This window comes from Pantoea sp. C1E2 (assembly GCF_056491465.1).
On sequence record NZ_JBSZHT010000004.1, the window covers coordinates 324,870 to 349,453 of the forward strand.

Annotated in this window: 25 protein-coding genes; 9 read left to right on the plus strand and 16 right to left on the minus strand. The window is 53.8% G+C overall.

All coding sequences use genetic code 11. The features are described from left to right. Position 1: 1 nt before the first annotated feature. Together accB and ACXI0A_RS23020 are read right to left on the minus strand one after the other, a co-directional pair. Positions 2-469 carry an acetyl-CoA carboxylase biotin carboxyl carrier protein gene (accB, locus tag ACXI0A_RS23015; protein ID WP_476146899.1) on the minus strand — a complete coding sequence of 156 codons (468 nt, stop codon included), beginning with the start codon at positions 467-469 and terminating at the stop codon, positions 2-4. A 257-nt stretch (positions 470-726) separates the two neighbouring features. Beyond that, positions 727-1,269: a chorismate mutase gene (locus ACXI0A_RS23020; protein ID WP_224932562.1), complete on the minus strand. Its 543-nt coding sequence runs from the start codon at positions 1,267-1,269 to the stop codon at positions 727-729. 144 nt (positions 1,270-1,413) lie between these two features. Between ACXI0A_RS23020 and ACXI0A_RS23025 the strand changes: the two genes are divergently transcribed. From ACXI0A_RS23025 to ACXI0A_RS23040, 4 genes are read left to right on the plus strand one after another with little or no spacing between them, the layout of a single operon-like run. Beyond that, entirely contained in the window at positions 1,414-1,986 is a 573-nt protein-coding gene (locus ACXI0A_RS23025) for a peroxiredoxin (protein WP_224932563.1), read from the plus strand. Between the two features lie 15 nt (positions 1,987-2,001). Continuing rightward, entirely contained in the window at positions 2,002-3,231 is a 1,230-nt protein-coding gene (locus ACXI0A_RS23030; protein WP_224932564.1) for a protein-disulfide reductase DsbD family protein, read from the plus strand. Positions 3,232-3,248: 17 nt separating this feature from the next. Next, positions 3,249-3,800, plus strand: a complete 552-nt coding sequence (locus tag ACXI0A_RS23035) for a sigma-70 family RNA polymerase sigma factor (RefSeq protein ID WP_476146896.1) — start codon at positions 3,249-3,251, stop codon at positions 3,798-3,800. Next, complete coding sequence (locus ACXI0A_RS23040; RefSeq protein WP_476146894.1) at positions 3,793-4,422, plus strand: NrsF family protein; 630 nt, start codon at positions 3,793-3,795, stop codon at positions 4,420-4,422. The genes ACXI0A_RS23035 and ACXI0A_RS23040 overlap by 8 nt, the downstream gene beginning before the upstream one ends. Before the next feature lie 114 nt (positions 4,423-4,536). On the opposite strand, the gene ACXI0A_RS23045 is transcribed toward ACXI0A_RS23040, so the two are convergent. Beyond that, entirely contained in the window at positions 4,537-4,932 is a 396-nt protein-coding gene (locus tag ACXI0A_RS23045; protein ID WP_476146892.1) for a winged helix-turn-helix transcriptional regulator, read from the minus strand. 100 nt (positions 4,933-5,032) lie between these two features. Here ACXI0A_RS23045 and ACXI0A_RS23050 point away from each other — a divergent pair, with 100 nt between their 5' ends. Then, positions 5,033-5,764: an SDR family oxidoreductase gene (locus ACXI0A_RS23050; RefSeq protein WP_476146890.1), complete on the plus strand. Its 732-nt coding sequence runs from the start codon at positions 5,033-5,035 to the stop codon at positions 5,762-5,764. Between the two features lie 126 nt (positions 5,765-5,890). On the opposite strand, the gene ACXI0A_RS23055 is transcribed toward ACXI0A_RS23050, so the two are convergent. Continuing rightward, a complete protein-coding gene (locus ACXI0A_RS23055; protein WP_224932569.1) occupies positions 5,891-6,241 on the minus strand; it encodes a TonB family protein in 351 nt (116 codons plus the stop codon). Positions 6,242-6,379: 138 nt separating this feature from the next. Between ACXI0A_RS23055 and ACXI0A_RS23060 the strand changes: the two genes are divergently transcribed. Further along, entirely contained in the window at positions 6,380-6,751 is a 372-nt protein-coding gene (locus ACXI0A_RS23060) for a hypothetical protein (protein WP_224932570.1), read from the plus strand. 109 nt (positions 6,752-6,860) lie between these two features. Here ACXI0A_RS23060 and ACXI0A_RS23065 read toward each other — a convergent pair whose 3' ends face one another. Continuing rightward, complete coding sequence (locus ACXI0A_RS23065) at positions 6,861-7,928, minus strand: NAD-dependent epimerase/dehydratase family protein (RefSeq protein WP_476146887.1); 1,068 nt, start codon at positions 7,926-7,928, stop codon at positions 6,861-6,863. A 100-nt stretch (positions 7,929-8,028) separates the two neighbouring features. Between ACXI0A_RS23065 and ACXI0A_RS23070 the strand changes: the two genes are divergently transcribed. Then, positions 8,029-8,931, plus strand: a complete 903-nt coding sequence (locus ACXI0A_RS23070; RefSeq protein ID WP_476146885.1) for a LysR substrate-binding domain-containing protein — start codon at positions 8,029-8,031, stop codon at positions 8,929-8,931. A 236-nt stretch (positions 8,932-9,167) separates the two neighbouring features. Here ACXI0A_RS23070 and ACXI0A_RS23075 read toward each other — a convergent pair whose 3' ends face one another. From ACXI0A_RS23075 to ACXI0A_RS23105, 7 genes are all read right to left on the minus strand, one after another. Then, on the minus strand, positions 9,168-9,818 hold the full coding sequence (locus ACXI0A_RS23075) for a methionine ABC transporter permease MetI (RefSeq protein WP_476146883.1): 651 nt from the start codon (positions 9,816-9,818) through the stop codon (positions 9,168-9,170). Further along, complete coding sequence (locus tag ACXI0A_RS23080; RefSeq protein WP_476146881.1) at positions 9,802-10,902, minus strand: ATP-binding cassette domain-containing protein; 1,101 nt, start codon at positions 10,900-10,902, stop codon at positions 9,802-9,804. Before ACXI0A_RS23080 ends, ACXI0A_RS23075 begins: the two co-directional genes overlap by 17 nt. Positions 10,903-10,904: 2 nt before the next feature. Continuing rightward, on the minus strand, positions 10,905-11,705 hold the full coding sequence (locus ACXI0A_RS23085) for a MetQ/NlpA family ABC transporter substrate-binding protein (protein WP_476146879.1): 801 nt from the start codon (positions 11,703-11,705) through the stop codon (positions 10,905-10,907). A gap of 20 nt (positions 11,706-11,725) precedes the next feature. Further along, positions 11,726-13,087: an NtaA/DmoA family FMN-dependent monooxygenase gene (locus ACXI0A_RS23090; protein ID WP_476146877.1), complete on the minus strand. Its 1,362-nt coding sequence runs from the start codon at positions 13,085-13,087 to the stop codon at positions 11,726-11,728. Further along, positions 13,084-14,286: an SfnB family sulfur acquisition oxidoreductase gene (locus tag ACXI0A_RS23095; protein ID WP_479485298.1), complete on the minus strand. Its 1,203-nt coding sequence runs from the start codon at positions 14,284-14,286 to the stop codon at positions 13,084-13,086. The genes ACXI0A_RS23090 and ACXI0A_RS23095 overlap by 4 nt, the downstream gene beginning before the upstream one ends. Positions 14,287-14,295: 9 nt before the next feature. Further along, positions 14,296-15,501: an SfnB family sulfur acquisition oxidoreductase gene (locus ACXI0A_RS23100; protein WP_476146873.1), complete on the minus strand. Its 1,206-nt coding sequence runs from the start codon at positions 15,499-15,501 to the stop codon at positions 14,296-14,298. A gap of 332 nt (positions 15,502-15,833) precedes the next feature. Continuing rightward, on the minus strand, positions 15,834-17,255 hold the full coding sequence (locus ACXI0A_RS23105) for a hypothetical protein (protein ID WP_479485299.1): 1,422 nt from the start codon (positions 17,253-17,255) through the stop codon (positions 15,834-15,836). 268 nt (positions 17,256-17,523) lie between these two features. On the opposite strand from ACXI0A_RS23105, the gene ACXI0A_RS23110 reads away from it, so the two are divergent. Further along, positions 17,524-19,815: a FepA family TonB-dependent siderophore receptor gene (locus tag ACXI0A_RS23110; RefSeq protein WP_476146871.1), complete on the plus strand. Its 2,292-nt coding sequence runs from the start codon at positions 17,524-17,526 to the stop codon at positions 19,813-19,815. Positions 19,816-19,903: 88 nt separating this feature from the next. Next, on the plus strand, positions 19,904-20,803 hold the full coding sequence (locus ACXI0A_RS23115) for an alpha/beta hydrolase-fold protein (RefSeq protein ID WP_476146869.1): 900 nt from the start codon (positions 19,904-19,906) through the stop codon (positions 20,801-20,803). Between the two features lie 41 nt (positions 20,804-20,844). Here the strand turns inward: ACXI0A_RS23115 and ACXI0A_RS23120 are convergent, their stop codons facing one another. The 4 genes from ACXI0A_RS23120 to glnP form a co-directional block, all read right to left on the minus strand. Further along, positions 20,845-21,954, minus strand: a complete 1,110-nt coding sequence (locus ACXI0A_RS23120; RefSeq protein ID WP_476146867.1) for a beta-propeller fold lactonase family protein — start codon at positions 21,952-21,954, stop codon at positions 20,845-20,847. A 195-nt stretch (positions 21,955-22,149) separates the two neighbouring features. Beyond that, positions 22,150-23,169: a C45 family autoproteolytic acyltransferase/hydolase gene (locus ACXI0A_RS23125; protein WP_476146865.1), complete on the minus strand. Its 1,020-nt coding sequence runs from the start codon at positions 23,167-23,169 to the stop codon at positions 22,150-22,152. 21 nt (positions 23,170-23,190) lie between these two features. Further along, positions 23,191-23,913: a glutamine ABC transporter ATP-binding protein GlnQ gene (glnQ, locus tag ACXI0A_RS23130; protein ID WP_476147153.1), complete on the minus strand. Its 723-nt coding sequence runs from the start codon at positions 23,911-23,913 to the stop codon at positions 23,191-23,193. 2 nt (positions 23,914-23,915) lie between these two features. Beyond that, on the minus strand, positions 23,916-24,572 hold the full coding sequence (gene glnP / locus ACXI0A_RS23135; RefSeq protein WP_476146863.1) for a glutamine ABC transporter permease GlnP: 657 nt from the start codon (positions 24,570-24,572) through the stop codon (positions 23,916-23,918). Between the last annotated feature and the right edge of the window lie 12 nt (positions 24,573-24,584).

Consider the following 24,584-nt stretch of genomic DNA (forward strand, 5'->3'; position numbering starts at 1 on the left):
GTTATTCGATGACGACGAGCGGCTCGTCAAATTCAACCGGTTGGCCGCTTTCCACCAGGATCGCCTTCACAACGCCGGATTTGTCGGCTTCGATCTGGTTCATCATTTTCATCGCTTCAACGATGCACAGGGTGTCGCCGGCGTTCACTTTCTGGCCGACTTCGATAAAGGCTTTCGCGTCCGGGCTCGGGGTGCGATAGAAAGTTCCGACCATCGGAGAACGCACGATGTGGCCAGTGATTTCTGGCTTAGCCGCTTCAACCGGCGCCGCAGCAACAGGTGCGACCGCAGTCGCCAGGCCTGGCTGCTGCATCATTGGTGCAGCGTAAGCCTGCTGCATCATCGGGTAGCCGGCGTTTGCAGGTGAACGGCTGATACGAACTGACTCTTCGCCTTCAGAGATTTCCAGCTCGGAGATGCCGGACTCTTCAACCAGTTCGATCAGTTTCTTAATTTTACGAATATCCATGACAAACTTTTCCTGCGCGTTATCAACTCGCAGCAGTTATAGCAGAGGGGATTCTCCAGCAGGACATAGGGAGTTCAGTTGGTGTTATAAGGAAAAAGTGGCGGAAGGGATCGTTGGCCATCTGAATTTTATCCCCACCTGGGGATAGTGGGTGCTTTATCCCCAGGTGGGGATATCGTGGATAATATTGCAGTCTGTAAGGTGAACGACAGAAGAAGGAGGCGTAATCTTAATACGCCCCGCCTTATAAATAACCACTACTTATTCAGACTAATTTTCTGCAGGGCTTCCCACAGCCGCGTTTTATCACCCTGTTCCAGATTCGCTTGATCAAGCGTGTGCAGAAAGGCGGCTTTATCGGTGAAGGGTTTGCCCTGCGCTAACTGCGCACGGATACCGCTCAGTATGCTGGCGCTCAGCACATTAATTTTGGTTCTGACCTGATCCAGCGGCAAAGGCTGCCATCCCTGCTCGGGCGTGGAGAGCCAATCTGCGCGATAGCGATATTGAATCGCTTTGGCTGCATCCATCTGAGCCTGCACAAAGGGTTTCACAGACTCGCCCGCTAAGCCCAGTTTTTCGGCTTGCTGCACAGCGCTGGCCAAAACCTTGTCTTCTTGCGGCAGATCTTCAATCGCAAGATGATTGGCGGCTTTATACCCCGCCACATCCTTCATATAAGACAGACGCTGGTTGATCAGTGAAGCGACATCACTGTTTATCGCCGGGGCCGCCAGCGCGGTAGCCGAGCAAGATAACCCCATTAACAAAATGATTTTACTGAAATAATTCCGATTCATTTCTCTTAGCCTCTTTTTCCATGAGTCACATTGCGCCGCTAATTTAACTTTTTTTTCCTGGCACCGAAACCTTTCTGCCCCCTCCAGCGAACTGATGTATTGAGTCACTAAAACCGGACCTCCCTTACATCGCAGGAGCAGATAATGAAATCGTTCAAAACCCTCGTTTGTACTCTGAGCATCACCGCCGCATTGGGCCTCTCTGCCACCGCTTTTAACGCCAGCGCCGCGCTGCCGGTTGGCGCAAAAGCACCGAATTTCGAACTGCAAGGTGCATTAGCCGGTAAACCATTGACCTTCTCGCTGCAAAAAGCGCTGCAAAAAGGGCCAGTGGTGCTTTACTTCTTCCCGGCAGCGTTTAGCGCAGGCTGTACGATTGAAGCGCATGACTTCGCCGAAGCCACCGACAACTTCACCAAAATGCACGCCACAGTTATTGGTGTGACTGCAGGCAATACCGATCAGGTGAGCGATTTCTCTAAACTGGAATGCCGTGACAAATTCGCCGTCGCCGCTGACCCAGGTGCAAAAATTGCCGCGCAGTATCAGACCACCATGCAGATGAAAGGCAAAACCCTTTCCGATCGCACCTCTTATGTGATTGCGCCTAATGGCGACATCCTGCTGAGTTACACTGATAGAAACCCGGATACGCACATCGAGAAAGCCCTCGCCGCCGTGAAGCAGTACGACGCCGCACATCCGCAAACTAACTAAGCAAAGAGGCCAGCGATGTTAACCGCCATGCTGGCCGCCTTTATTGGCGGCATCATTCTTAACTTAATGCCCTGCGTCTTTCCGGTCATCTCCCTGAAAGCGCTCGGCCTGTTGCGCCACACTGACAATGCCGCCAACGCGCGTCGTGAAGGTTTAGGCTTCTTACTGGGCGTGATCGTTACCATGATGGCGCTCGCAGGTATTCTGCTGGCCGCGCGTGCAGGCGGTGCCGCCGTGGGCTGGGGATTCCAGTTACAGTCCCCTTTGGTGATTGCGCTGCTGTCACTGGTGATCCTTGCCGCTGCGCTCAATCTGCTCGGCGTGTTTGAAGTGGGCTTGTCTGTTCAGCGCGTCGGAGCGGTGGAAATCAATCGCGGCGCATTCTTACGTTCTGCGCTGACCGGTGTATTGGCGATCCTTGTCGCAACGCCTTGCGCAGCACCCTTTATGGCAAGCGCGATTGGATATGCGTTGGTGCAACCGCCTGCTGTGGCACTGGTGATCTTCTTTGCCCTGGCGATCGGCTTTGCGGCACCCTTCACGCTGGTTTCCCTGTTCCCTCAGCTGGCGAGATTCCTGCCTCGTCCAGGCGCATGGATGGATGTACTGAAGCGCGGTTTAGCCTTCCCGATGTTTGGCGCTTACGCCTGGCTGGTATGGGTGCTCGCACAACAGGCAGGCAGCGCGGCATTGGCTACACTATTAGCAGCTTCTGTGGTGGTGGCATTCGCGGGCTGGCTATATGGGATGGCGCAACATCGCCGCTTTGCCGGTAAAGGCCATAAAGTTCTGTTCGCCGTGACCGCCGTATTGGTTATCGCCGTGCTGGCCCCCCTGCCGCAGTTAATTCAACCGGGCGCAGCGCTGGCAGGCGACCAGGTGGCAAGTCAGCTCACCAAAGAGAAGTGGACACCGCAAGCCGTTGCCTCTCAGCGCGGACATGGTAAAGCCATCTTTGTCGATTTCACCGCCTCATGGTGTATTACCTGTCAGGTGAATGAAAAAACCTCACTGTCGACGCAGGCCGTTAAAGATGCGCTGACAAAAACCGGTACGTTGTATATGGTGGCGGACTCCACCAAGTTTAATCCCGACGTCGATGACGCCATGAGCGAGTTTGGTCAGGGCGGACTGCCGATGTATCTGGTTTACCCCGCCGATGGCGGACCGCCAAAAGTGCTACCGCAAGTGCTGACACCGAGCATTGTGGTGAATGCGCTGCAAGCGGCCAGCACCAAGGCGTAATAGTTTCAAGGCGGATTATGCAAGCAAGTGATAGCGCGCGCGAAAGTTGGCCCGCGCTAATGGAACAGGCGCAGGCGGGCGATCAGCTCGCCTACACCCGACTGCTCAAAGCGCTAGTGCCGGTGATACGCGGGCAAATACGCAAACAACTCACCGACCAGGCATTAGTGGAAGATGTGATTCAGGATGTGCTGTTAACCGTGCATCGGGTGCGTCACACCTATGATCCTGCCTACCCGTTCTTACCCTGGCTGATGGCCATCATCTCCGCTCGCGCCGTAGATGCCCTGCGACGACGCGGACGCCATCAGCAATGGGAAGTCCATGAAGAAACGCTAACTGAAGCTGCTATTGCGCCAGAGGCCCCACCGCTGGATACACAAGAGGAACTGGCTGGCTATCTGCGCCAGCTTCCCTCGCGCCAGCGCGAGATTGTCGAACATGTTCATCTGCGCGAAATGAGCCTGACGGAAGCGGCAGAACATAACAATTTAAGTGTGGCAGCGGTGAAATCCCTGCTGCATCGCGCGCTGAGCAATTTGCGTCGCTTTGGAGCACACCATGAATAATCATGACCTGTTAATTGAAAAACTCGGCCGCGATATGCAGCCCGTTCAACCAACGCGGCCGACTTATTGGCGTGTATTAATGTGGCTGCTACTGGCGCTGCCCTGCGGCATCGCCGCCAGTTTTCTGGTGCAGCGTACACTAACCGATTGGTCGCAACCCGGTGCGATGCGCGCGCTCATTCAGCTGGCGCTGGCGTTTATCCTCGGGCTGCTGGCCATCCGTAGCGCATTCAATATGAGTATTGCCGGGCGCCGGAGCATCAGCTGGAAAGCCCTTCTACCGATTGGTTTACTGTGGCTGGGATTGAGCCTGAGCAGCATTCCTCACGCGATCGCAGAAGCACACGATAACGACAGCACCCGTTGCTTTACCTTCCTGCTAGTGGTCAGCACACCGATGATGGCCCTGATGATTGCCAGTTTACGGAAGACACGCGCACTTCATCCGGTTCGCAGCCTGGCGATGGCCGGACTAGGCATCTCCTGCATGGCAGTCACCCTGCTGGCGTTTTGCCATCCGGTACATCTGCATCCTATGGATTTCGTGATGCATCTCGCCGCCATTGCGGTGATTGTGGTGATGACTGTGCTATTAGGTCGCCGCTGGGTGAAGTTGGGTTAAGGCAATAAAGGGATACTCTCTAATAAGCGTTAATACAGAATTAAACGGCAGCGCATCGTAAATAAACTAATGCGCTGCCAATCTCTCCAATTTCCTAAAATAAAAAGCCAATCCTTAAACCTCTTCCACTAACTTGTTCGCTTCAAGTTTTGTGAGGTCGTAAGCGGCTTGAGCCTGTTCCATCTCAGAACCGTACTCCATCGCCCAACTCGCCAACGCCATAAAAGGCTGCTGCAGTGTCTGCGCTAAAGGTGTGATGCTGTATTCCACGCTCACCGGCGCAGTCGGGAGCACTTTACGGTTCACCAGACCATTGCGCTCCAGACGTTTGAGCGCATCCGCCAGTGCTTTATGCGTAATCCCATCCAGTCTGCGGCGAATCTCATTGAACCTTGAGGGCTGTGTACAGAGTACGGTGAGAATTAATATTGACCACTTATTGGTAATATTTTCCAAAACAGGTCGAGTTTTACCGATGTCAATCAATGGCTTGTCAGTATTCTCATTCATGGCGATATACCCGTATATATCTGATATAAACTAAGTGCGTAATTGATATCAAGTATAGTTTTTATATCATCTGGGTTCCACTCTTAAAGGAGCATTGCAGATGAGCAGATTAGAAAACAAAGTTGCCGTGGTACTGGGCGGCGCAAAAGGTATCGGTTTGGCGATCAGCCAGCGTTTCGCCAGCGAAGGAGCAACCACCTGGTTCACCTCTCGTCGTGAGGAAGAATTAGCCATTGCCAGCCGCAAGATATCCGGCATCGCGAAGCCGTTACGCGCCGATGTCAGTCAGAACGAAGAGCTGGTCGGTATTATGGACAGCATCAAAAACACCTCAGGCCATTTGGATGTGTTGGTGATCAATGCGGGCATGTCGGAATACGCCCGGTTAGACGAGATCAGTGAGTCTCACTACGAGCAGATTTTCGGACTTAACGTGCGCTCGCCGCTCTTTGCCTTACAAGCTGCGCTGCCCCTGCTCAAACCGGGCGCGAGCGTGGTGTTGATTGGCTCGATTGCGGATGTGATTGGCACGGAAGGTTATGGTGTTTACTCTGCCAGCAAAGCCGCTCTGCGTTCATTTGCCCGCACGTGGACCCGTGAACTCGCCCCTCGCGGTATTCGCGTCAATGTGGTCGCACCCGGCCCTGTGGATACCGAAATGATGGGGGCGGCTTCAGAACAGGTACGAAAAGGGCTCACCAGCGCCATACCCCTCGGCAGAATGGCAAAACCGGAAGAGGTGGCCAATGCCGCGTTGTTCCTCGCCAGTGATGAGAGCAGTTATATCGCGGGCGCTGAGATCTGCGTTGATGGTGGGTTGACGCAGGTTTAGAAACGACATTTAAACAGCCATCGCAAGATGGCTGTCACTAAATTCAGAGATAGTCAGTGTTCGAAAAGAATGCTTTGCTCACCACACCTTAAGCACTCTGAATTATTGCGAAGACCGCTTAGCCCATCACAACATCGAATCACTTATATTGGGCGGAGGACTCACGCGCATCACCACATTCATTGGAATATTTTTAGCGGGATGGCCTTTTTCAAATCGCCACTTGTTGACAGCTCTTATAACCGCGTCATCAAACAGATGGTCAGGTGTGGATTGAACAATGCGCATTTCACTGACCTTACCTTGCGCATCGACATCATAAAAAAATTGCACCTTTCCTTCGATATGATTCTTTGCAGCATAAAAAGGGTAATCAGGCTTATCCATTCGCAGGGCTTTGGGATGTGCTTTATTGGCGGATGGAGTGGTGCAACCTGCTAATGCCAGAGTGAGAATGATGGGCAGTACCTTGAACATAACAACCTCCTGTTGTTGATAATCATTCTCATGTTATCATCCCTTCATATCAACAAGATAGCGCCAGTTTTGCGTAAAGAAACCTTCATTAGGCTTCTGCTACCATGTTCACCCATCAAGATTAAGGATTAATCGTCGATGAAAAACATCGTATTTATCTACATGCCCAGTCCAACATTGTTCAGAACACCGGGATTCGGAATAGGTGGTGGATTGTTTGCCTATTTTCGCGAAGATAAATATATCGCCGCAGTGCAGAAGGCGATCGATAAACGCCAATTGAACTGGCGCTTCACCCGCGACACCACAGAGTCGAATATTGAAACGCTTATGAACGAAGGTGTTGAATTACTGGTCTGTGCTCCCGGTCTGCGCTTTATGTTTTATCGAAAAAATTTTGATAAGCAACGCATGGTGTTTCTCACTACGATGGAATTTATGAGTAACGACGTCCGACCCGTTATGCGTAAAATACGGGAGCTTGAAGATAATCAAGAATCATTACGTTGAAGGTCCCAAATACCTCAGGTTGGATATCTGAGCCCGAACATTTTAGAGTTAGTTTTAGGACGAAGGTGCGCTATGACGCGCACCCCGAAGCAGATGTCGATAACAAAAGTTATTGCGGAATCACCTTCTCCGCCTTCAGCCGATCAAACAGCCCAGTAAACGAATCCAGCGTTGAACGATATCCGGTGAAACCCGCTTTGCGGCTTTTGCTCATGTCGGTGAACGCTTCCATTGGACGCCCCAGATCCGCATCGGTGTGCCACCACGAAGCCAGCTTATTGATATCCGCCTCACGCAGCTGTTCGCGCGCGGCAATTTCACGCCATGCGTCTGCGGCTTCCTGCATGCGCCCTTCTAATGGCATCATCTGCGCAGGAAACGCGGCGGCCTCAACGCCAAAGTACGCGGCCAGACGTGGCCACAACCAGTTCCAGCGGAACACATCGCCGTTGACCGCGTTAAAGTCCTGATTGGCTGCTTCGTCCGCCGTCGCTGCCCACAATAACTGCTCCGCCAGCAAACCGGCGTCCGTCACATCAGCGATACCGTTCCACTGCTCCGGCGAGCCGGGGAAGATAAACGGCCAGCCCTGCTCACGACACAGCGTGGCATACACCGCCAGCGTCTGACCCATGTTCATGGCATTGCCCAGCGCATAACCGATGATGGTGTGCGGGCGATGCACGCTCCAGCGATAACCATATTTCCCGGCACCGGCAAAGATTTCATCTTCCTGCGCATAGTAGAAGTTATCGACCGGCTGGCGTCCCTGCTCTTCGCGGAATGGCGTCACCGGTACCGCGCCTTTGCCATATGCCTCAAACGGGCCCAGATAGTGCTTCAGACCCGTGACCAGCGCCACATGCGAACCCTTGAGGCGCTCGCCGAGCGCCTCAATCACGTTGCGTACCATGCCGCCGTTAACGCGAATATTCTCTTTTTCGTTCTCCTGACGAGACCAGACGCTAAAGAACACCGCATCAGGCTTCTCTTGTGACAGTGCGACGCTGACCGCATTAGCATCGGTAAGATCTGCGGTCAAACTACGGCAACCTTCAGGGATCGCGCCGCGTCCACGGGATAATCCAGTCACCTGCCATCCTTCACTTTGCAGTTTTTCCGCCAGCGCACGTCCAATGACGCCGCTGATGCCGACAATTAACGCCTGCTTTTGCATTTCAATTCTCCTCGGTTTCAGTAATCATTAGCCTAATAGAGAATTGAATTCCTATCTCTGGCTTTAATTCACATCATTCACAACCTGGGTTCATGAATAGATGCACGATCAGCGCCTGAAAGACATTGTTCCCTTTGTAGCCAGCGTCGAGAGTGGCAGTTTTGCAGCCGCGGCGGAACGTTTGCACCTGACCGGTTCAGCCGTAAGTAAAAGCGTGACGCGATTAGAAACCCGTCTCGGTTCACGTTTGCTGGAACGCACCACACGCAGCCTGAAGCTCACCGATGCCGGTAACGCCTACTATCAAACCTGTCTGCGCATCATGGAGGAGCTAGCCGAAGCTGAAGCGGTGCTGGCGGCACAGCGCAGCATTCCTTCGGGCAGATTGCGTGTTGCGGTGCCAAATACTTATGGCCGCCTCGAAGTGATGCCGCTGCTGATTCCGTTTTGTCAGCAACATCCCGAGTTGGAACTCAACCTCACCTTCTCGGATCGTTTTATCGATTTGTTTGATGAGGGGATCGATGTCGCGGTGCGCATTGGCGGTTCGCCGGATGTACCCGCATCGCTAGGCTGCCGACAGATGGGCCGCGAGCGCATGGTGTTTTGCGCTGCGCCAGAATATTTAGCCCGCGCAGGTCGTCCTCGCAACGAAAGCGAGCTGTTGCAGCATCAGGCAATTATGTACGAACGTGTGGATGGCAGCAGTAAGCCCTGGTTGTTTACTACTGCCGATGGGCATCCGCACTGGCGCAATGTGCCACACCGGATGGCATTGGGCGACGTGGATGCGCAAGTTCAGGCGCTGTGTGGCGGATTGGGCGTGGCGCAGATGCCCTCGTGGTTGGTGCGCGAGCCGCTGGCGCGCGGTGAACTGGAGATCATCTTGCCGGAGCAACAACCCGATGGATTGGCGCTGACGCTGATCTGGCCGCGCCGTAAGCAGTTGTTACCTAAAGTCGATGCGCTATTAACGGCGCTGGCAGAATTACAGATTCGCTGAGGTGGGCGGCCTGAAGGCCGCCCACACCACGAAGGTCTACAAATCATAACCACCTGCATGTTTGCAGGACGGCCATCGCTAAGTGCACGTTTCGCATCCGCGCGAGAATGATGGGCAAATTTTGCGGCGGCGCTGATGATGGCGTGTATGATTCGTAGCGTCGCAACCGTTATGGAAACATTTAGCGCGACGCAATGTACTGTCCCTCGTTCATAGATGAGCTGAGATTCAACGGCTCAGCGGTGATTCAACCGCCGCGACAGCCGGTCACCAAAAAATTGCAGCACCGTCACCAATGCCACCAGCACCACAATCACCGTCAGCATCACCTGCATATCAAAGCGCTGATAGCCGTAGCGATAGGCGAGATCACCCAATCCGCCCGCGCCAATGGCACCGGCCATGGCGGAAGCATTGATCATCGTCACCAGCGTGATGGTAAAGCCACTCACAGTGCCGGGGCGCGCTTCTGGCAACAGCACATGCCAGACAATATGCCAGCGATGAAAACCCATCGCCTGCGCCGCTTCGGTCAGTCCTTTGTCCACCTCACGCAGACTCACTTCGGCGATGCGCGCAAAAAAGGGCGTCGCTGCTAAGGTCAAGGGAACCACTGCCGCCCATACGCCATAGGTGGTGCCCACAATCCAGTGGGTAAATGGGATTAATGCCACCATCAGGATCAAAAAGGGGATCGATCGGAACAGATTTACTACCCATCCCAATACACGATTCAACAGCGGGCTGGGAAACAGATCGCCGCGACCCGTTACCACTAAAATCACCGCCATCGGCAAGCCAATCGCCAGTGCTAAGAGTGATGACACGCCGACCATCAGCAGCGTATCCAGCAGCCCGATCCATAAACGATCAAGACTCAGTGACATAACCTGTTACCTCCAGTTGATCCGCTGAGTCTGTCAGCAAGTCATACACCTGCGCCGCATCATGGTGGGCATCCAGCAGCAACAGCAATTGCCCGGTGGGCTTACGCTCAACCCACTCGACCGCGCTATAAATCAGCGTTAACGTACCCGGCACGCGTGCGCTGATCGCCGCCAGATCGGGCTGCGCGCCCTGACCGCTGTAGCGTAATCGCACCAGTAAACGTGAATCAGGCTGCTGGCGCGTCGGCGTCAGTAGCGGTTGCAGTGCTTCGGGCAACGCCGCAAACTGCGGGTTGAGTAACTGCCGCGTGGTCTCCTGTAGCGGATCGCTGTAGACCTGCCACACCGGACCGCGCTCAATGATTTCACCCTGCTCGATCACTGCCACCTGGTGACAGAGATCGTGCACCACATCCATTTCATGGGTGATCAGCACAATGGTGATGTGCCGCTGTTGATTGATTTTTTTCAACAGCGCCAGAATCGAACGCGTGGTTTCAGGATCGAGTGCCGAGGTCGCTTCGTCACACAGTAACAACTCAGGGTCGTGCACCAACGCGCGCGCAATGCCGACACGCTGTTTCTGTCCGCCAGAAAGTTGTGCAGGCCATGCGTTTTGGCGCGTCTCCAGCCCCACCAGCGCCAGCAGTTCATCCACCTTCTGCCGCCGTTGTTGCGCGGGCACGCCCGCCACTTTCAACGGCAACTCAATGTTTTCCCGAACGGTTTTCGCCGACAACAGATTAAAGTGCTGGAAGATCATCCCGGTGCGACGACGCCACGCCACCAGGTCACGGTCGGTTAAACTGCTGAGGTCGATACCATCAATCACCACCGTTCCCTGAGTGGGCTTCTCAAGACGGTTGAGGCAGCGGATCAGTGTGGATTTCCCCGCGCCGCTGCGGCCGATAATGCCAAAGATCTCACCGCGCTTAACCTGCAAATCGATCTCCTTCAGCGCCTCCTGCGTCTGTCCGGCATAACGTTTGCTCAGCGCACGGATCTGCACGTGCACCTTGCCGGGCGCATCCACGGTGGGCGTCAGCAGCGCATCACGTTCGCCGGGAATCGTCAGGCTCACCATCCTTACTGGCTCCAGCCCGGCTGATACAGCTTGCCGTAAAAATCATCCAGTTTGGCGCGAACCACCGGAGAGTGCTGGTAGATATCGACAAACTTTTTCAGGCGCGGATCGTCCTGATGGCCTTCGCGCACCACGAACTGAATCACATACTCTGGATGTTCGAGGCCATCAAACAGCAGCGCATTGTTGGGATCGATGGTTTTCGATAAACGCAGATAGTGCGGATAGCCCTGCGCCAGATCGACTTCATCCAGAGCGCGCGACAGCTGTACCGCTTCGACTTCGATGATCTTCAGATGTTTCGGATTGCTGGCAATATCATCCACGGTGGATTTCAGGCCGGCACCCGGCTTGAGAGTGATCAGCTGCGCTTTCTGCAGCAGCAGCAGCCCGCGTGCGCCATTGATGGGATCGTTGGCAATCGCTACCGTACCGCCGTCAGGGATCTGATCAATGCCCGTGTGTTTTTTCGAATAAAGACCAATGTTATTGATGATGGCCGGTGCATAGGGCACCAGGTGGAAACCACCCTGCTGATTCGCGTTTTCAAGGAAAGGTTTGTGCTGGAACAGGTTCACATCAATGTCGCCGTTCTCCACGCTGACATTGGGTGCGGTCCAGTCTGTGAACTCCACCAGCTGCACCTCAAGCCCCTGTTTTTTGGCTTCGGCCACGGCGGTTTCAAGCGGTGGCGCGAAGGCTGCTGTGGTACCCACTTTCAGCGGGCCGCTGTAATCATTGGCGGCAAATGCACCGAAGGTCAAAATCGAGGCGCTGAGCGCCAGTACCTGTGAAATCTTCATATCAAATCCCTGAGGTTAAATTAACGAATGTTATTGGCATGCCGCCAGCGCGCCGCCGGGTGGCGATCAGGCAAACGGTCCTGCTGCTGGAATATTTTTTGCCGTAAGCTGCCAGGCTGATAGGCGGTTTTATAGCGGCCGCGCTGTTGCAACTCCGGCACCACCAGATCGATAAAATCGCGGTAGCTTTGCGGATTAAGGATGCGCGTCAGGTTAAAGCCATCGATGTCGCCTTCGTCGATCCACTGAATCAACGCATCCGCCACCTGTGAAGGGTTGCCGACAATCAGCGGATAACGGCTGCCCATGGCGTGCTGCTCCAGCAATCGACGGCGCGTCCAGCCGCTGAACGCCTTACTCACCGATTCAATGGCGCGCGTGTCGCCGCTTTGGATAGGTTCATCCAGACCAAACGCCGCCAGATCCAAGCCAATCGAACTTGAGAAGTGTGCAATACCCGCTTCAGGGCTGGCATATTCGAGGTAGCTGCGATGCTTTTCCTGCGCTTCGCGTTCAGTGGGCGCGACAATCACGCTGACACCCATAAAAATGCGCAGATCGTCAGCATGTCGTCCTGCCGCCACCGCCGCCTGACGTAAACGTGTGGATTGCTCGCGCATCGCCGCCGGTGAGGCCGCATTCACAAATGAGCACTCAGCATGGCGTGCGGCAAACGCCACCCCGCGCGTCGATGAACCCGCCTGAAACAGCAGCGGTGTGCGTTGCGGTGAGGGGCTGCTCAGGTGATAACCCTGCACCTGATAGAACTCGCCTTGATGGTTGATTGCATGGATCTTGCTGGCATCGGCGTACAGCCGTTTGGCTTTGTTCGCTTGCAATGCATCATCCTGCCAGCTGCCTTCCCACAATTGATAAGCCACATCGAGAAACTCATCGGCCTGATCATAGCGACGGTCATGATCCTGAAGTTGCTTCTGGCCCATGGCGCGTGCGGCGCTGTCGAGATAGCCGGTGACAATATTCCAGCCAATGCGTCCCTGGGTGAGATGGTCGAGCGTCGAGAAACGGCGAGCAAACGGATACGGCGCTTCATAGCTAAGGTTAGCGGTGACGCCAAAGCCGAGATGTTGCGTCACGCTCGCCATGCCGGAAATCAGCATCAAGGGATCGTTGACTGGCAACTGGATCGACTCGCTGGCGGTCAAGCCAATGCCATCTTGATAAACATCGTAGACACCGAGAATGTCAGCGATAAACAGGCTGTCAAACAGGCCGCGTTCCAGCAGACGTGCCAGATCCAGCCAATACGCCAGCGAATTAAAATCCACCGAACGATCGTCTGGATGCGTCCACATCCCGTGATGGATATGCCCCACGCAGTTCATATTGAATGCGTTGAGCAGAATCTGTTGCTGACTCATATTGTCCCCCGGCGCGGCGGCAGCACATCGTTGAGCAGATAGTTGCCAATTGCCGGATATTTCCAGCGCACAGGATCATGTAGCGTGTGGGTCCGCGCATTGCGCCAGTGACGATCGAAATGATGCTCTCGCAAACTGGCGCGCGATCCTCCTAACTCAAACAGCAGATTGCCGGCTTCCAGCGACACTTCGGTGGTCCAGGCGCGCGCTTTCGCCACTTCTATTGAGGCACGCGCAACGTTTTGCGCCGTTGCTTCACGCTGCGCAGCGTCTACCGCCTCTCCAGCGACAGCCAGCAATGCATCACCGGCACTCAGTCGTGCCGCCAGTCGGCCAATGCGATCCAGCGTGAGCGGATCCTCGCTGGCCTTTGTCACGCCGCTGTCCGGCCACGGCCGCGCACGTTCACGCACAAAGCTCAGCAGGTCGTTAAACGCCTCACGCGCGATACCCTGATCCACTGCGGCATGCATAATCTGCGCGAACGGGCCAACAGTGGTCGGTCTTTCAAACGCGGTCTGGAACGGCACCACATCTTCTGCGGCAATCGCCACCTCGCGGAACTGCACGCTGCCGCTGCCGGTGGTGCGCTGACCAAAGCCGCTCCAGTCATCAATCACCGTCACACCAGGCTGCTGGCGCGGGACAAACACCAACTGCTCTTTACCGTCATCGGCCAGCGCTAAAGTGGGAATACGATCGGCGAACAGCGCCCCCGTGGCATAAAACTTATCGCCGTTGAGGCGTAAACCTTCGGCATGCTGCGTGATAGCGGTGGATCGTTGATGGGCGGCGGGCGAACTGAACTCGGCTAAGGCATTACCCAGATGCACCCCGGCTGATACTTCGGCGTAAAGCCGCTGCTGCTGCGCTTCACTGCCGTTAACACGCAACACTTCCAGCGCATAAAAGTGATTTTGCGGCACCTGGCCGATTGAGCCATCTACTGCACTGAGAATCACGAAGATCTCAGCCAGTTCGGCGGTAGATATGGCGATGCCGCCATGTTCGCGCGGCACGGTGATGGCACCGAGACCCGACTGAAAATAGCGCTGCAGTTCTGCATGCGGTAACTCGCGCTGGTGATCGCGCTGAGCCGCACCGTTGCGGAAGCGCTCAGCGAGGGTGTACGCAATATCCAGCGCTTGTGCTGCACTGCTGATGCGCTGCGCGCGCTGTTTGGCGGAAACCTGCGTCATGATGACTCCTTAAATCCAGGCATGACGCGCAGGCAGCACGTCGTTGAGGTAATAGTTTCCGATGGCGTGATGCTTCCAGCGAACAGGATCGTGCAGCGTATGGGTGCGCGCATTACGCCAGTGGCGATCGAGGCCATGACGCAGCAGCGTGGCGCGGCTGCCGCCCCATTCCAGCAGTTTCTCGCTGGCGCGCAGCGCAATCTCGGTGGTAAGCACTTTGGCTTCTGCCACCGCAATCGAGGCGCGTGCGCAGTTTTCAGGGGTGAGTGATTGCTGATCAATGCTATCAATCACGCGGGCGGCGCGGGCCAACAGGGCATTGGCTGCACTCAGCTCGGTGCTGATGCGCCCGACGTCGGCGAGAATATAGGGGTCGTCGGCATTACGACTGACTCCCGCATCGATCCACGGACGGGAACTGCTGCGCACAAACGCCAGCGCCTCATCCAGCGCACCCTGCGCGATCCCGGCATCGATGGCTGCCTGAATCAGCTGAGATACCGCACCGCGCAGCGTGGGTTTTTCGGCTGCAGGCAGCGGCATGGTCAGCGCTGCCTCCACCGTGACCTGCTGCAGTTTCACCGTACCGCTGGCGGTGGTGCGCTGTCCGATACCTGACCAGTCATCAATAATTTCCACCCCCTCAGCGGGCAGCGGAATAAACGCCATCACTGGCTGCTCACCATGAATGGCGGTAGTGGCAAGGACGTCCGCAAACAGTGCGCCAGTCGAATAGAACTTTTCGCCCGTCAGCTGCAAACCTTGTGACGTTGTCACGAGTCTTGCCTGCACATCCCGCGTATGTTGGGTGTTTTTCTCCGGCCCACCATTACCCAGACGTTTACCCTGCACCACTTCGCTCAGTAAAAACTGCTGCTGTGCAGTGCTGCCTTCGCCAAGAATGAATTGAATTAGGCCAAAGTGATTTTGCGGAATCTGTCCCAGCGAAGGATCGCTGGCCGAGATCACTCGAAAGACTTCCGCCAAGGTTTGAAACGACAATCCGCCACCGCCGAACTCGCGCGGCACGCTAATACTGCCGAGCCCCAGTTGGGTGAACTGATCAAGCAGCTCCCGCGGATAAATACGCTGCTGGTCGCGTTCTACCGCGCCGCTCAACGCCTGCTCTGCCAGATGTTGTGCTGCAGCGATGGCCTCTGCATCTGTGGTTATCACCGCAGCGCGTGGCGTTAAGGAATCACTGTTTTGCGTCATGTTTTATTTCACTTTTTACCGCGCAGTGAACAACAAACCCGCTCTTTAGTGAGCAGCAAGTCATGAATGAATAAAGAATTGAACGGGATATTAATCAGGGGAGATAAAACAAGTAAATAGCGTGAGTTATGCTATATCTGGCAATCCGTTGCCACTAATCAGATATACCATCATCAAGCCTTGAGATAATAAGCAATACGCGGGGAGCGACATGCCTGTCGAAATTAAAAGCCGGGGAAAGTCTTAATAGCAATTAACACTAATGATGGTTAAAAAACGCATTAACAAAAATAAAATGCCCGGTACCGAAATGACGGCACTGGGCATCGTAATTAATTTTCGGGCTCAAACAGTGCGCGGGCGTAATTCTGTGAAGAGACTTTTTTCTCGCTGTGTGGGATCTCCACGCTATCGATAAGCTTGGCTTGTTGATAGCTTTTCACCGTCTCATGCTGAGTGAGCTGCTGCGTGGTCTGCGCTGCCAGCTCACCCTTTTTGTTCTGCGAAACCAGGGTCTGACTGCGCTCTTCATCGTCAATCAGATGGAAACGGTAATTCTGTGATGACTTAAGTGCGGTCAGTTTCGCTGCCCCGTCAGAATCGAGTGCGGTGTGGAAACTGGCCTTGAGTTTAAACAGCGTATCCTGTGTCAAATCCTGAGTATCAGTATGCTGCTGCGAGCGGGTTTGCTGCGCAACGTCTAATGAGAAAGTATCCTGCTCCTCGGGCTTATAAGGATTATCAGAACGTGGCGTCTGCTGATAGCTGGCGGAGAAATCAGCCAATCCGCTAATGGCACCGTTCTTCGCGGCATTAGCATCAATGGAGATCACTCGCTGGGTATTCACGCTATGGCTTGCCTGTCCTTCTGTAGTATTTAGCGCCCGGAAGCTGGATTTGAACAACGACAGCATGTCACGATCGCCGTGCCCACGCGCAGCCGCCTGATCAAATTTGGCAGACCACTGATCGAGTGCGGCGGCCTGCTGTTCGGCGCTGCCTGCCTGAGTCAGCCTGGATACATCCGTATCGAGCTTGATACTGACATCACCGTTGTGAAAACCGAGCCAGCGCTCGTTATCATCCGCGTGAAGGTTGAGGGACTGCGTCACGTTGTCGCCATTGCGCAGATCGGTCTTCAAATCGACGCTTTTCAGCTGCGAGGTATCAAACTTCATCAGGTCGCTGATATCTAATTGCGTCGTCCCTGCGTCAAAACCGTCCAATGCTTTTTGCAAGCCGTCGGAGAGTTGGCTGATGGCAGCGGCTTCATCACTGTTGAGTTTACCGCCACTGGTATTCAGCTCCACCACCAATCCGCCCTGCTGGCGCGTCATTTGCAGACTCACCTCAATACCCGATTGTGTGGTCAGGGTGAGTGCCACCGCACTCTGGCTACTACTGGTGACATTGGCTGCGGAGGTTGCGGGTACGCTTAACGTGACATTGTCACCATTTTGCATCAGACCCTTGAGTAAACTGCTGCCGATACCGCTCATGCCAACGCCACCCGATTGGGCCGCCGCATTGAGTTGCGCCTGCAAATTGCTGCTGATCGTGCCACTGCTCTGCACTTGTGCTGGCACAATTTTATAGATAGCCGCTATTTCTTTACTTGCCTCACTGAAGGTCACTTTGGTAGACGCTTCTGCCTGCAAGTGACTTTGTGCTGCCCTGCTGTTTGCTGTGATATTTACGCTTGAACCCGCAGAAATCAGGTTGCGTAACACGCTGTTGCCAATCCCGTTTAGCATCAAAATAATCCTTCTTGTGAACTATTCCTGAAGGTTATCGGCAAGCATGAAGATTTCTTTACCGATTTGGATCTGCCGACAAGGATAGTCAGCATCGCAATTGATAAGAACTTTGCATTATTAAGAGCATTCAACTTTGAAAATTATTCCGGGATTTACAGCGATTGCGCTAGATCGTATCGAAAACCCACGCCACCATTGAAATTAAGAATCATTCTCAATAAGGTGTTTTCTCTTTTTTACTCTTACAAGGAAGTGGTTGAATATCATGGAGAAGCATATTTATGCTCGCTCGCTGCTCAGTATCGTTATTGCAGCAGCATTACAGATTCCAGCTGTTCAGGCCGATGACAACACGATAAAAGACAGCCAAACCGCAGAAAACCCACAGCAGAAACCACTGGCAATTTCCGATAAGAAAAGCAGTACGGAAAATACCCTGGTGGTGACAGCCAGAGAACAGACTCTTCAGGCGCCAGGCGTCTCCACCATCGACAGCGAAGCCATCAAAAAGCACCCTATCCAGCGCGATGTGGCCGAAATCATCCGTACTCAGCCCGGCGTCAATCTCACCGGCAATTCCAATAGCGGCCAGCGCGGCAATAACCGTCAAATCGACATTCGTGGTATGGGCCCGGAAAACACCCTGATTCTGATCGATGGCATGCCGGTCAGCAGTCGCAACTCGGTGCGCTACGGCTGGAGCGATGAGCGTGATACGCGCGGTGATACCAACTGGGTGCCACCCGAAATGATCGACCGCATTGAAGTGATTCGCGGTCCGGCGGCGGCACTCTACGGTAATGGTGCGATGGGGGGTGTAGTGAATATCATCACCAAGCCCACCACTGACGAATGGCATGGCAATTTCAATACCTACTTCAATGCGCCGGAACACAAAGATGAAGGCGCCACTAAGCGCTACAATGCCAGCCTGAGCGGCGCACTGGCCGATAATCTCACCCTGCGCCTGTACGGTAACTGGAGCAAAACCCAGGCTGACGCGCAGGACATTAACGAGAGCCATACCACACCGCGTATTGGTTCTTATGCAGGCAGTTATCCTTCGGGCCGTGAAGGTTCGATAAACAAAGATATCCACTCTGCCCTGCGCTGGGAATTTATGCCGCGCCAGGCTTTGGAACTGGATGCCGGCTTTAGCCGTCAGGGCAATTTGTACGCCGGAGACACGCAAAACACCAATACTAATGCGCTGGTGCAGAAGTATTACGGCAAAGAGACCAATGTGCTCTATCGCCAGACATTGAGTTTGAAATACACCGGCGCGTGGGATAACGGTGTCACTACCAATAACTACGTGCAGTTTGAGAAAACGCGCAATACCCGCCTCAATGAAGGCCTGTCGGGAGGTATCGCCGGGATTTTCAGCTCATCGAATGAAGGTTTTTCCACCATCTCACTGTATGACACTAATCTGCATTCTGAGATGAATATTCCGCTGGAAGCATGGGTGAATCAGACACTGACGCTCGGTGCAGAATTCAATCATCAGGCGATGAAAGATCCCGCGTCAAATATCGAAACCACCACGGCTGGTGGCACGGTCAACGGCATCACCAGCGATGGACGCAGCCTGTATAGCTCGGCGGATATTTATGGTGTGTATGCCGAAGATAACATTGAACTCACCGACTCAACCCGCCTGACGCCCGGCATCCGCTTCAATCATCAAAGCATCAGCGGCAGCAACTGGAGCCCCGCGCTCAATCTCTCGCAGGATCTGGGTGACGACTTCACGCTGAAGTTAGGCATCGCACGCGCCTGGAAAGCCCCGAATCTTTATCAAACCAACCCCAACTATCTGCTGTTCAGTAAAGGCCAGGGGTGCTATGCCAGTTCCAGTTACTGCTATTTGCAGGGTAATAGTGACTTAAAAGCTGAAACCAGCGTCAACAAAGAGATTGGTATTGAATATCATCATGATGATATTCAGGCCGGACTGACCTGGTATCGCAATGACTATCACGACAAAATCGAAGGTGGCTACAGTCCGGTTTATAACAACGGCACGTCGGATGTGTACAAGTGGGAGAACGTGCCGAAAGCCGTGGTTCAGGGGCTGGAGGGCACGCTGAACTTCCCGATCACTGACTCGGTGAAGATGAACAATAATTTCACCTACATCATTGATAACGAGAATAAAACCACCGGCGATTATCTGTCGATCATTCCGAAGTACACCATTAACTCAACGCTGGACTGGCAGGCCACCAACGATCTCTCGGTGCAGGGCACGCTAACCTGGTATGGTCGTCAGAAACCGAAGAAGCTGAACTATAAAGGGGAAGCGACATCGGGCAGCGAAACGCGGCAGGTTGCTCCGTACGCACTGGTTGGCATGAGTGCGACTTATAACGTGACGAAGTATCTGGATGTCACCGCCGGTATCGATAATCTGTTTGATAAACGCCACTTCCGCGAAGGTAATGCGCAGAGCACGGGCAATGCCACCACCGGCGCCTATCTTTGGGGCGCGGGCGCAAACACTTACAACGAATCAGGACGCACCTACTATATGGAACTGGGGATGCATTTCTGATGTGAATCAGCGGCTATCGGATCCGATGGCCGCTCTATTTTAGGGTGCATCATGATGCGCCCCCATCAACCAGAGTATCGGAATTTCAATGCTTTATAGATTTTCAGCGATAAACCGTCCCCTTAGCCTTCTGCTATTGTTGCTTGGCAGCGTGACCACCAGCGTTGTTGCGCGCCCCAATATGACGCCACTCGGCCCGAATATCGCCGACAAAGGCTCCGCTTATTACCACTTCTCCATCAGCGAATATGACTCGGCAGATGGCCAGCGGCATTACAAAGTTTGGACTGTTGTGCCAGATAAAGCGCCTCCGCCATCTGGCTACCCGATGATCACGATGCTGGATGGAAACGCGGTGATGGACAAACTGACCGATCCTCTGCTGCAAAAAATGTCAGCGGGGAACCCTCCGGTCTTAGTGGTGGTCGGGTATCAAACCACCCTGCCGTTTGAGGTGAACGCACGCACCTTCGATTACACCCCGCCTGACAAAGAGCATGGCGAGGCAGGATACACCTTTAGCCGCGGTCGCAAGGGCGGCGGTAGCATCGCATTCCGCACTTTGCTTGAGCAGCGTATCGTCCCCGCAGCGTGGAAAGGTTTGCATATTAATCAACAACAACGCGCGCTGTGGGGGCACTCCTACGGCGGATTGTTTGTGCTCGACAGCTATCTCTCCTCTCAGCTGTTTACGCGCTATTTCGCTGCCAGTCCATCGGTCGGCCAGGGATTCAACTCTCTGTTGAGTGAGATGCAGAACCGTAAACCCAGTGATAAGCAGATCACCCTGATGGAAGGCAATGGCGACCGCCGCAGCGACAGCAACACGGCGGAACCTGAAGTATTGCGCGCAGTGCGCACCACGCTCAAAGTTATGGCGGAGAACGGCGCGGCTGCGCGCTATCAACTTTATCCGGGACTTTCCCACGGACAAATGTTTGGTGCATCAATGGAAGAGGCGCTGCTGGAAATGTCGCAGGTAAAATAGCGTTGTGAAGTGGGCGCATCTGGGTGCGCCCACTGAATGGCTTAATTAAAGAACTTTATATCCGTGGGCGTGGATACTTTTGCTGCATCGCCCGCCGCTTTCAGCTCACCGCTGTTCTCATCGAAATGGAAAAGGGAAATATTGTTGGTGAACACGTTAGTCACATAGAGATATTTCCCGCTGGCATCAAATGAGAATGCTCGCGGTTCAATGCCGTTGGCTTTATAGCTTACCGGCTTGCCTAATTGACCATCCGCCTCAATTTTAAACACCAGCAGCTTATTATCCGAACCGCGATTCGCTGCAATCACATATTTACCGTTTGGACTGAGAATAATTCCGCCGCCGCTACGGTATTCCGCGCTGTTGTTTTCACTGTTCAGTTTCACGGTGGCACTGCGATCGAGACGATCGTCTTTCACCGCAAATACCGCGATCTCACCGGCCATTTCTGTCGTGACATACGCATGTTTTCCATCCGGTGAAAACACCATATGACGCGGGCCAGAACCCGCGGTAAAGGTCACGTCGCGCGCGCTATCCGCTTCCAGTGGCTGTGCTTTGCTGGCGTGATAACGATAGGCATGCAGCTTGTCACCGCCCAGATCGGCCGCGTACAGATACTTGCCGTCGTGGGTAAAGGTGGTCGAGTGTGCATGACCGCCATCCTGACGCCCTTTCACCGCGCCCGTACCATGGTCAAAAGCAAAGTGCTGCACCTGCTCACCCAGTTTACCGTCGTGATGAATCGGTAACACCGACACGCCCGCGCCGCCTTTCGCCACCGAGTAGTTAGCCACAAACAGGAATTTTCCGTCCGGGCTGATGGTGGCGTGCGTCGGCTGCTCCCCGTGGCTATCCACCACATTCAGTACCTTCACCTGTCCGTTTTTATCAACGGACAGTGCGGTGACAGACCCGGCATTTTCTTCATTGGTGGTGTACGCAAAACGGCCATCGTGGGATTTTACAATCCATGACGGGCTTTTCATTTTGATCACATCAAGTGGCGTTAAGGTACCGTCAGCATTCACCTTAAGACGATATAAACCTTCGCTTGGATGGTCAGGTTTTTGCTCTAAGGGTGCATCGGGAATCGATGTCCAGGTGCCCACTAGTGCTGTTTGATGATGTTCCGCGGCATTTGCCATAGCGCTCCCCGCCAGTGTAAAAACAGCTACGGATAATGCCATGGTTATGTTTGCTGCTAAACCGCTGATCACGGCTTTTTTATTTCTATTCATTTTAGTACCCCACCATAATCGGAATGTTTAACGACTATAGTGGGATTAAATTGAATAGCGCCCGGCCAGGGTGACCGGGTTCACAATATAGCAGATTAGTTTTTAGGAAATCGTGCCTTTAAATTCTGGATCTTCTCGGTTCAAAGTAAATATTTGCCAGTCAACCTGTTTGGCATGCAGCGTAAATACCGCCGTTGCCAGGGTATTCTCTTCATCCGGATCGTTCGGCGAGAGGCGATAAATGGGCAGCACGGCATCATGCTGGTCAGAGAGAATCGCTTTTGCAGTATCGCCATCCAGTTGCGTTTGCATCTCCAGCCATTCAATTAAACGCTGCTGGCGTGAGCCGGAGCTGGCGGTAACGACCTGTTCAACGTCATCAAGCTGCGGGTGAATCAGGTGATTGGCATGAGCGAACACTTCGGTCAGTTGCGTTACGGAGCAACCCGAACCCGTTGCTTCCACGCTAAACAAACGGCTATCGCCCATCTGTCCCAGCGTGTGGTGGAACGATCCGGCGCGCGGTGATGCAGTCAGAATCGCGATGGCCTCGTCCAGCGTGGCCGCATTTAGCGCGGCGCGGGCCAGAATCTGGCGTGGCATGCCTTCAGGGCGATACAGCGCACGAATATTATTCACCGTATTCACCACGCCCTTCTCATTGACGGCAATCGTATGACCGCAAATCGAACCCGGATAAGCAAAGCTGGTAAAGGCCAGGCCATGTTCTGGGCTGATGCTAACGATGGCACAGTCATTGCGTAATTGAGGAAAACCATCTTCGTTGTGCGCAATCGTTAACACGCCATCAGCACTTTGACCCGCGACGGTGGTACATCCATCCGAGGTTGAACGCACCAGATCGCCACGGCAGTTCCAGGCAAACACCTCATCAATCGGTGCCTGCAAACCCTCAGCCAGCCCTTCCAGCTCTTGCCAGATCAGCGGATAGTGTGCCTGGACCAACGCGCGCATGGTCAACGTTTGTTCGGCGTCTTTCATGGCTGTCACCGTCTGCCAGAGTGCGGTGAGCGTCAGCTTTTGATGCCATGCTTCACGGCCAAATTCACCCAGTTGCTGGCCGATTTCAAAAGCAGAACCACTGATTGCGAGTTTTTTCATATTGTTATCGTTCACTTCTATTCAGGATACGTGTTGCAAGAATTCTTTCAGACGCGGATTGTCGCTGGCCGTCAGCAGCATATCAGGTGAACCGTCTTCGGCAATGGTGCCGCCATCAATAAAGATCAGACGTGAGGCCACATCACGAGCAAAGCCGATTTCATGTGTCACGATCACCATCGTCATGCCCTCTTCAGCCAGTGATTGCATCACTTTCAAAACTTCGTGGCGCAATTCTGGGTCGAGAGCTGAGGTTGGCTCATCAAACAGCATCATTTTTGGTTTAACAGCCAGTGCACGTGCAATCGCCACTCGCTGCTGTTGGCCGCCAGAGAGTTCAGAAGGATAGTGATTGGCGCGCTCCCGCAAACCCACACGATCAAGCAGTGCCATGGCTTGTTCACGTGCCGCGGCTTTGCTCTGCTTACGCACGCGAATCGGACCAAACATCACGTTTTCCAGTGCGGTGAGATGCGGGAACAAGTGAAATTGCTGAAACACCATCCCCGCCTCGCGGCGAATATCGCACTCATTGGCGTGCGGATCGGTGATATGCATGCCTGCCACCAGCAGTGTACCGGAGGAGATCTCTTCGAGTTTATTGATGCAGCGTAGCAGCGTCGATTTGCCCGATCCCGATGGCCCAATAATCACCACCACTTCACCGCTTTCAATCTTTAAATTGATGTCGTGCAGTACCTGAGTGGTGCCGAAACTCTTCGACACCGCGCTAAATTCAACCATGCTCATAAAATATGAATCCTTTTCTCCAGTTGCTTCAGCAGGAAACTCAGGCATAACGTCACCAGCAGATAAATCATCGCCACCGCCGTCCAGACTTCCAATGCGCGGAAGTTACCGGCAATAATCTCTTGGCCCTGGCGAGTTAATTCCGCTACGCCAATCACAATAAACAGCGATGTGTCTTTGATACTGATAATCCACTGATTGCCTAACGCGGGGATCATACGACGTAGCGCCAGCGGCATAATAACGTGTAATACGGTACTGCGCTGTGATAACCCCATTGCCAGACTGGCTTCTTTGAAACCTTTATTAATGGAAAGAATCGCACCGCGCGTAATCTCCGCAATATAGGCGCCAGAGTTAATCACAATAGTTACGATTGCAGCGGTCACCGGGTCGATACGAATCGGTAACACCATCGGCAGCGCAAAATAGATAAACATCACCTGCACCATAATTGGCGTACCACGGATTAATTCAACAAACACCAGTGAAAGTGTTTTTGATATTTTACCGCCTAATGCACGACAGGTGCCCGCCAGCAAACCAATAATAAAACCACCCACTAAGCCTGATAGCGAAATAATCAGCGTTAACTGTAATCCCTGTAACAGCAGCGGGAGGGACTCCCAAATATATTTACTTTCGAAATTCATCTTTCAACCCGT

Excerpts from the sequence above, each read along its gene's own strand:
- accB (WP_476146899.1), bottom strand. The coding sequence starts at position 469 with ATGGATATTCGTAAAATTAAGAAACTGATCGAACTGGTTGAAGAGTCC.
- ACXI0A_RS23020 (WP_224932562.1), bottom strand. The coding sequence starts at position 1,269 with ATGAATCGGAATTATTTCAGTAAAATCATTTTGTTAATGGGGTTATCT.
- ACXI0A_RS23025 (WP_224932563.1), top strand. The coding sequence starts at position 1,414 with ATGAAATCGTTCAAAACCCTCGTTTGTACTCTGAGCATCACCGCCGCA.
- ACXI0A_RS23030 (WP_224932564.1), top strand. The coding sequence starts at position 2,002 with ATGTTAACCGCCATGCTGGCCGCCTTTATTGGCGGCATCATTCTTAAC.
- ACXI0A_RS23035 (WP_476146896.1), top strand. The coding sequence starts at position 3,249 with ATGCAAGCAAGTGATAGCGCGCGCGAAAGTTGGCCCGCGCTAATGGAA.
- ACXI0A_RS23040 (WP_476146894.1), top strand. The coding sequence starts at position 3,793 with ATGAATAATCATGACCTGTTAATTGAAAAACTCGGCCGCGATATGCAG.
- ACXI0A_RS23045 (WP_476146892.1), bottom strand. The coding sequence starts at position 4,932 with ATGAATGAGAATACTGACAAGCCATTGATTGACATCGGTAAAACTCGA.
- ACXI0A_RS23050 (WP_476146890.1), top strand. The coding sequence starts at position 5,033 with ATGAGCAGATTAGAAAACAAAGTTGCCGTGGTACTGGGCGGCGCAAAA.
- ACXI0A_RS23055 (WP_224932569.1), bottom strand. The coding sequence starts at position 6,241 with ATGTTCAAGGTACTGCCCATCATTCTCACTCTGGCATTAGCAGGTTGC.
- ACXI0A_RS23060 (WP_224932570.1), top strand. The coding sequence starts at position 6,380 with ATGAAAAACATCGTATTTATCTACATGCCCAGTCCAACATTGTTCAGA.
- ACXI0A_RS23065 (WP_476146887.1), bottom strand. The coding sequence starts at position 7,928 with ATGCAAAAGCAGGCGTTAATTGTCGGCATCAGCGGCGTCATTGGACGT.
- ACXI0A_RS23070 (WP_476146885.1), top strand. The coding sequence starts at position 8,029 with ATGCACGATCAGCGCCTGAAAGACATTGTTCCCTTTGTAGCCAGCGTC.
- ACXI0A_RS23075 (WP_476146883.1), bottom strand. The coding sequence starts at position 9,818 with ATGTCACTGAGTCTTGATCGTTTATGGATCGGGCTGCTGGATACGCTG.
- ACXI0A_RS23080 (WP_476146881.1), bottom strand. The coding sequence starts at position 10,902 with ATGGTGAGCCTGACGATTCCCGGCGAACGTGATGCGCTGCTGACGCCC.
- ACXI0A_RS23085 (WP_476146879.1), bottom strand. The coding sequence starts at position 11,705 with ATGAAGATTTCACAGGTACTGGCGCTCAGCGCCTCGATTTTGACCTTC.
- ACXI0A_RS23090 (WP_476146877.1), bottom strand. The coding sequence starts at position 13,087 with ATGAGTCAGCAACAGATTCTGCTCAACGCATTCAATATGAACTGCGTG.
- ACXI0A_RS23095 (WP_479485298.1), bottom strand. The coding sequence starts at position 14,286 with ATGACGCAGGTTTCCGCCAAACAGCGCGCGCAGCGCATCAGCAGTGCA.
- ACXI0A_RS23100 (WP_476146873.1), bottom strand. The coding sequence starts at position 15,501 with ATGACGCAAAACAGTGATTCCTTAACGCCACGCGCTGCGGTGATAACC.
- ACXI0A_RS23105 (WP_479485299.1), bottom strand. The coding sequence starts at position 17,255 with ATGCTAAACGGGATTGGCAACAGCGTGTTACGCAACCTGATTTCTGCG.
- ACXI0A_RS23110 (WP_476146871.1), top strand. The coding sequence starts at position 17,524 with ATGGAGAAGCATATTTATGCTCGCTCGCTGCTCAGTATCGTTATTGCA.
- ACXI0A_RS23115 (WP_476146869.1), top strand. The coding sequence starts at position 19,904 with ATGCTTTATAGATTTTCAGCGATAAACCGTCCCCTTAGCCTTCTGCTA.
- ACXI0A_RS23120 (WP_476146867.1), bottom strand. The coding sequence starts at position 21,954 with ATGGCAAATGCCGCGGAACATCATCAAACAGCACTAGTGGGCACCTGG.
- ACXI0A_RS23125 (WP_476146865.1), bottom strand. The coding sequence starts at position 23,169 with ATGAAAAAACTCGCAATCAGTGGTTCTGCTTTTGAAATCGGCCAGCAA.
- glnQ (WP_476147153.1), bottom strand. The coding sequence starts at position 23,913 with ATGGTTGAATTTAGCGCGGTGTCGAAGAGTTTCGGCACCACTCAGGTA.
- glnP (WP_476146863.1), bottom strand. The coding sequence starts at position 24,572 with ATGAATTTCGAAAGTAAATATATTTGGGAGTCCCTCCCGCTGCTGTTA.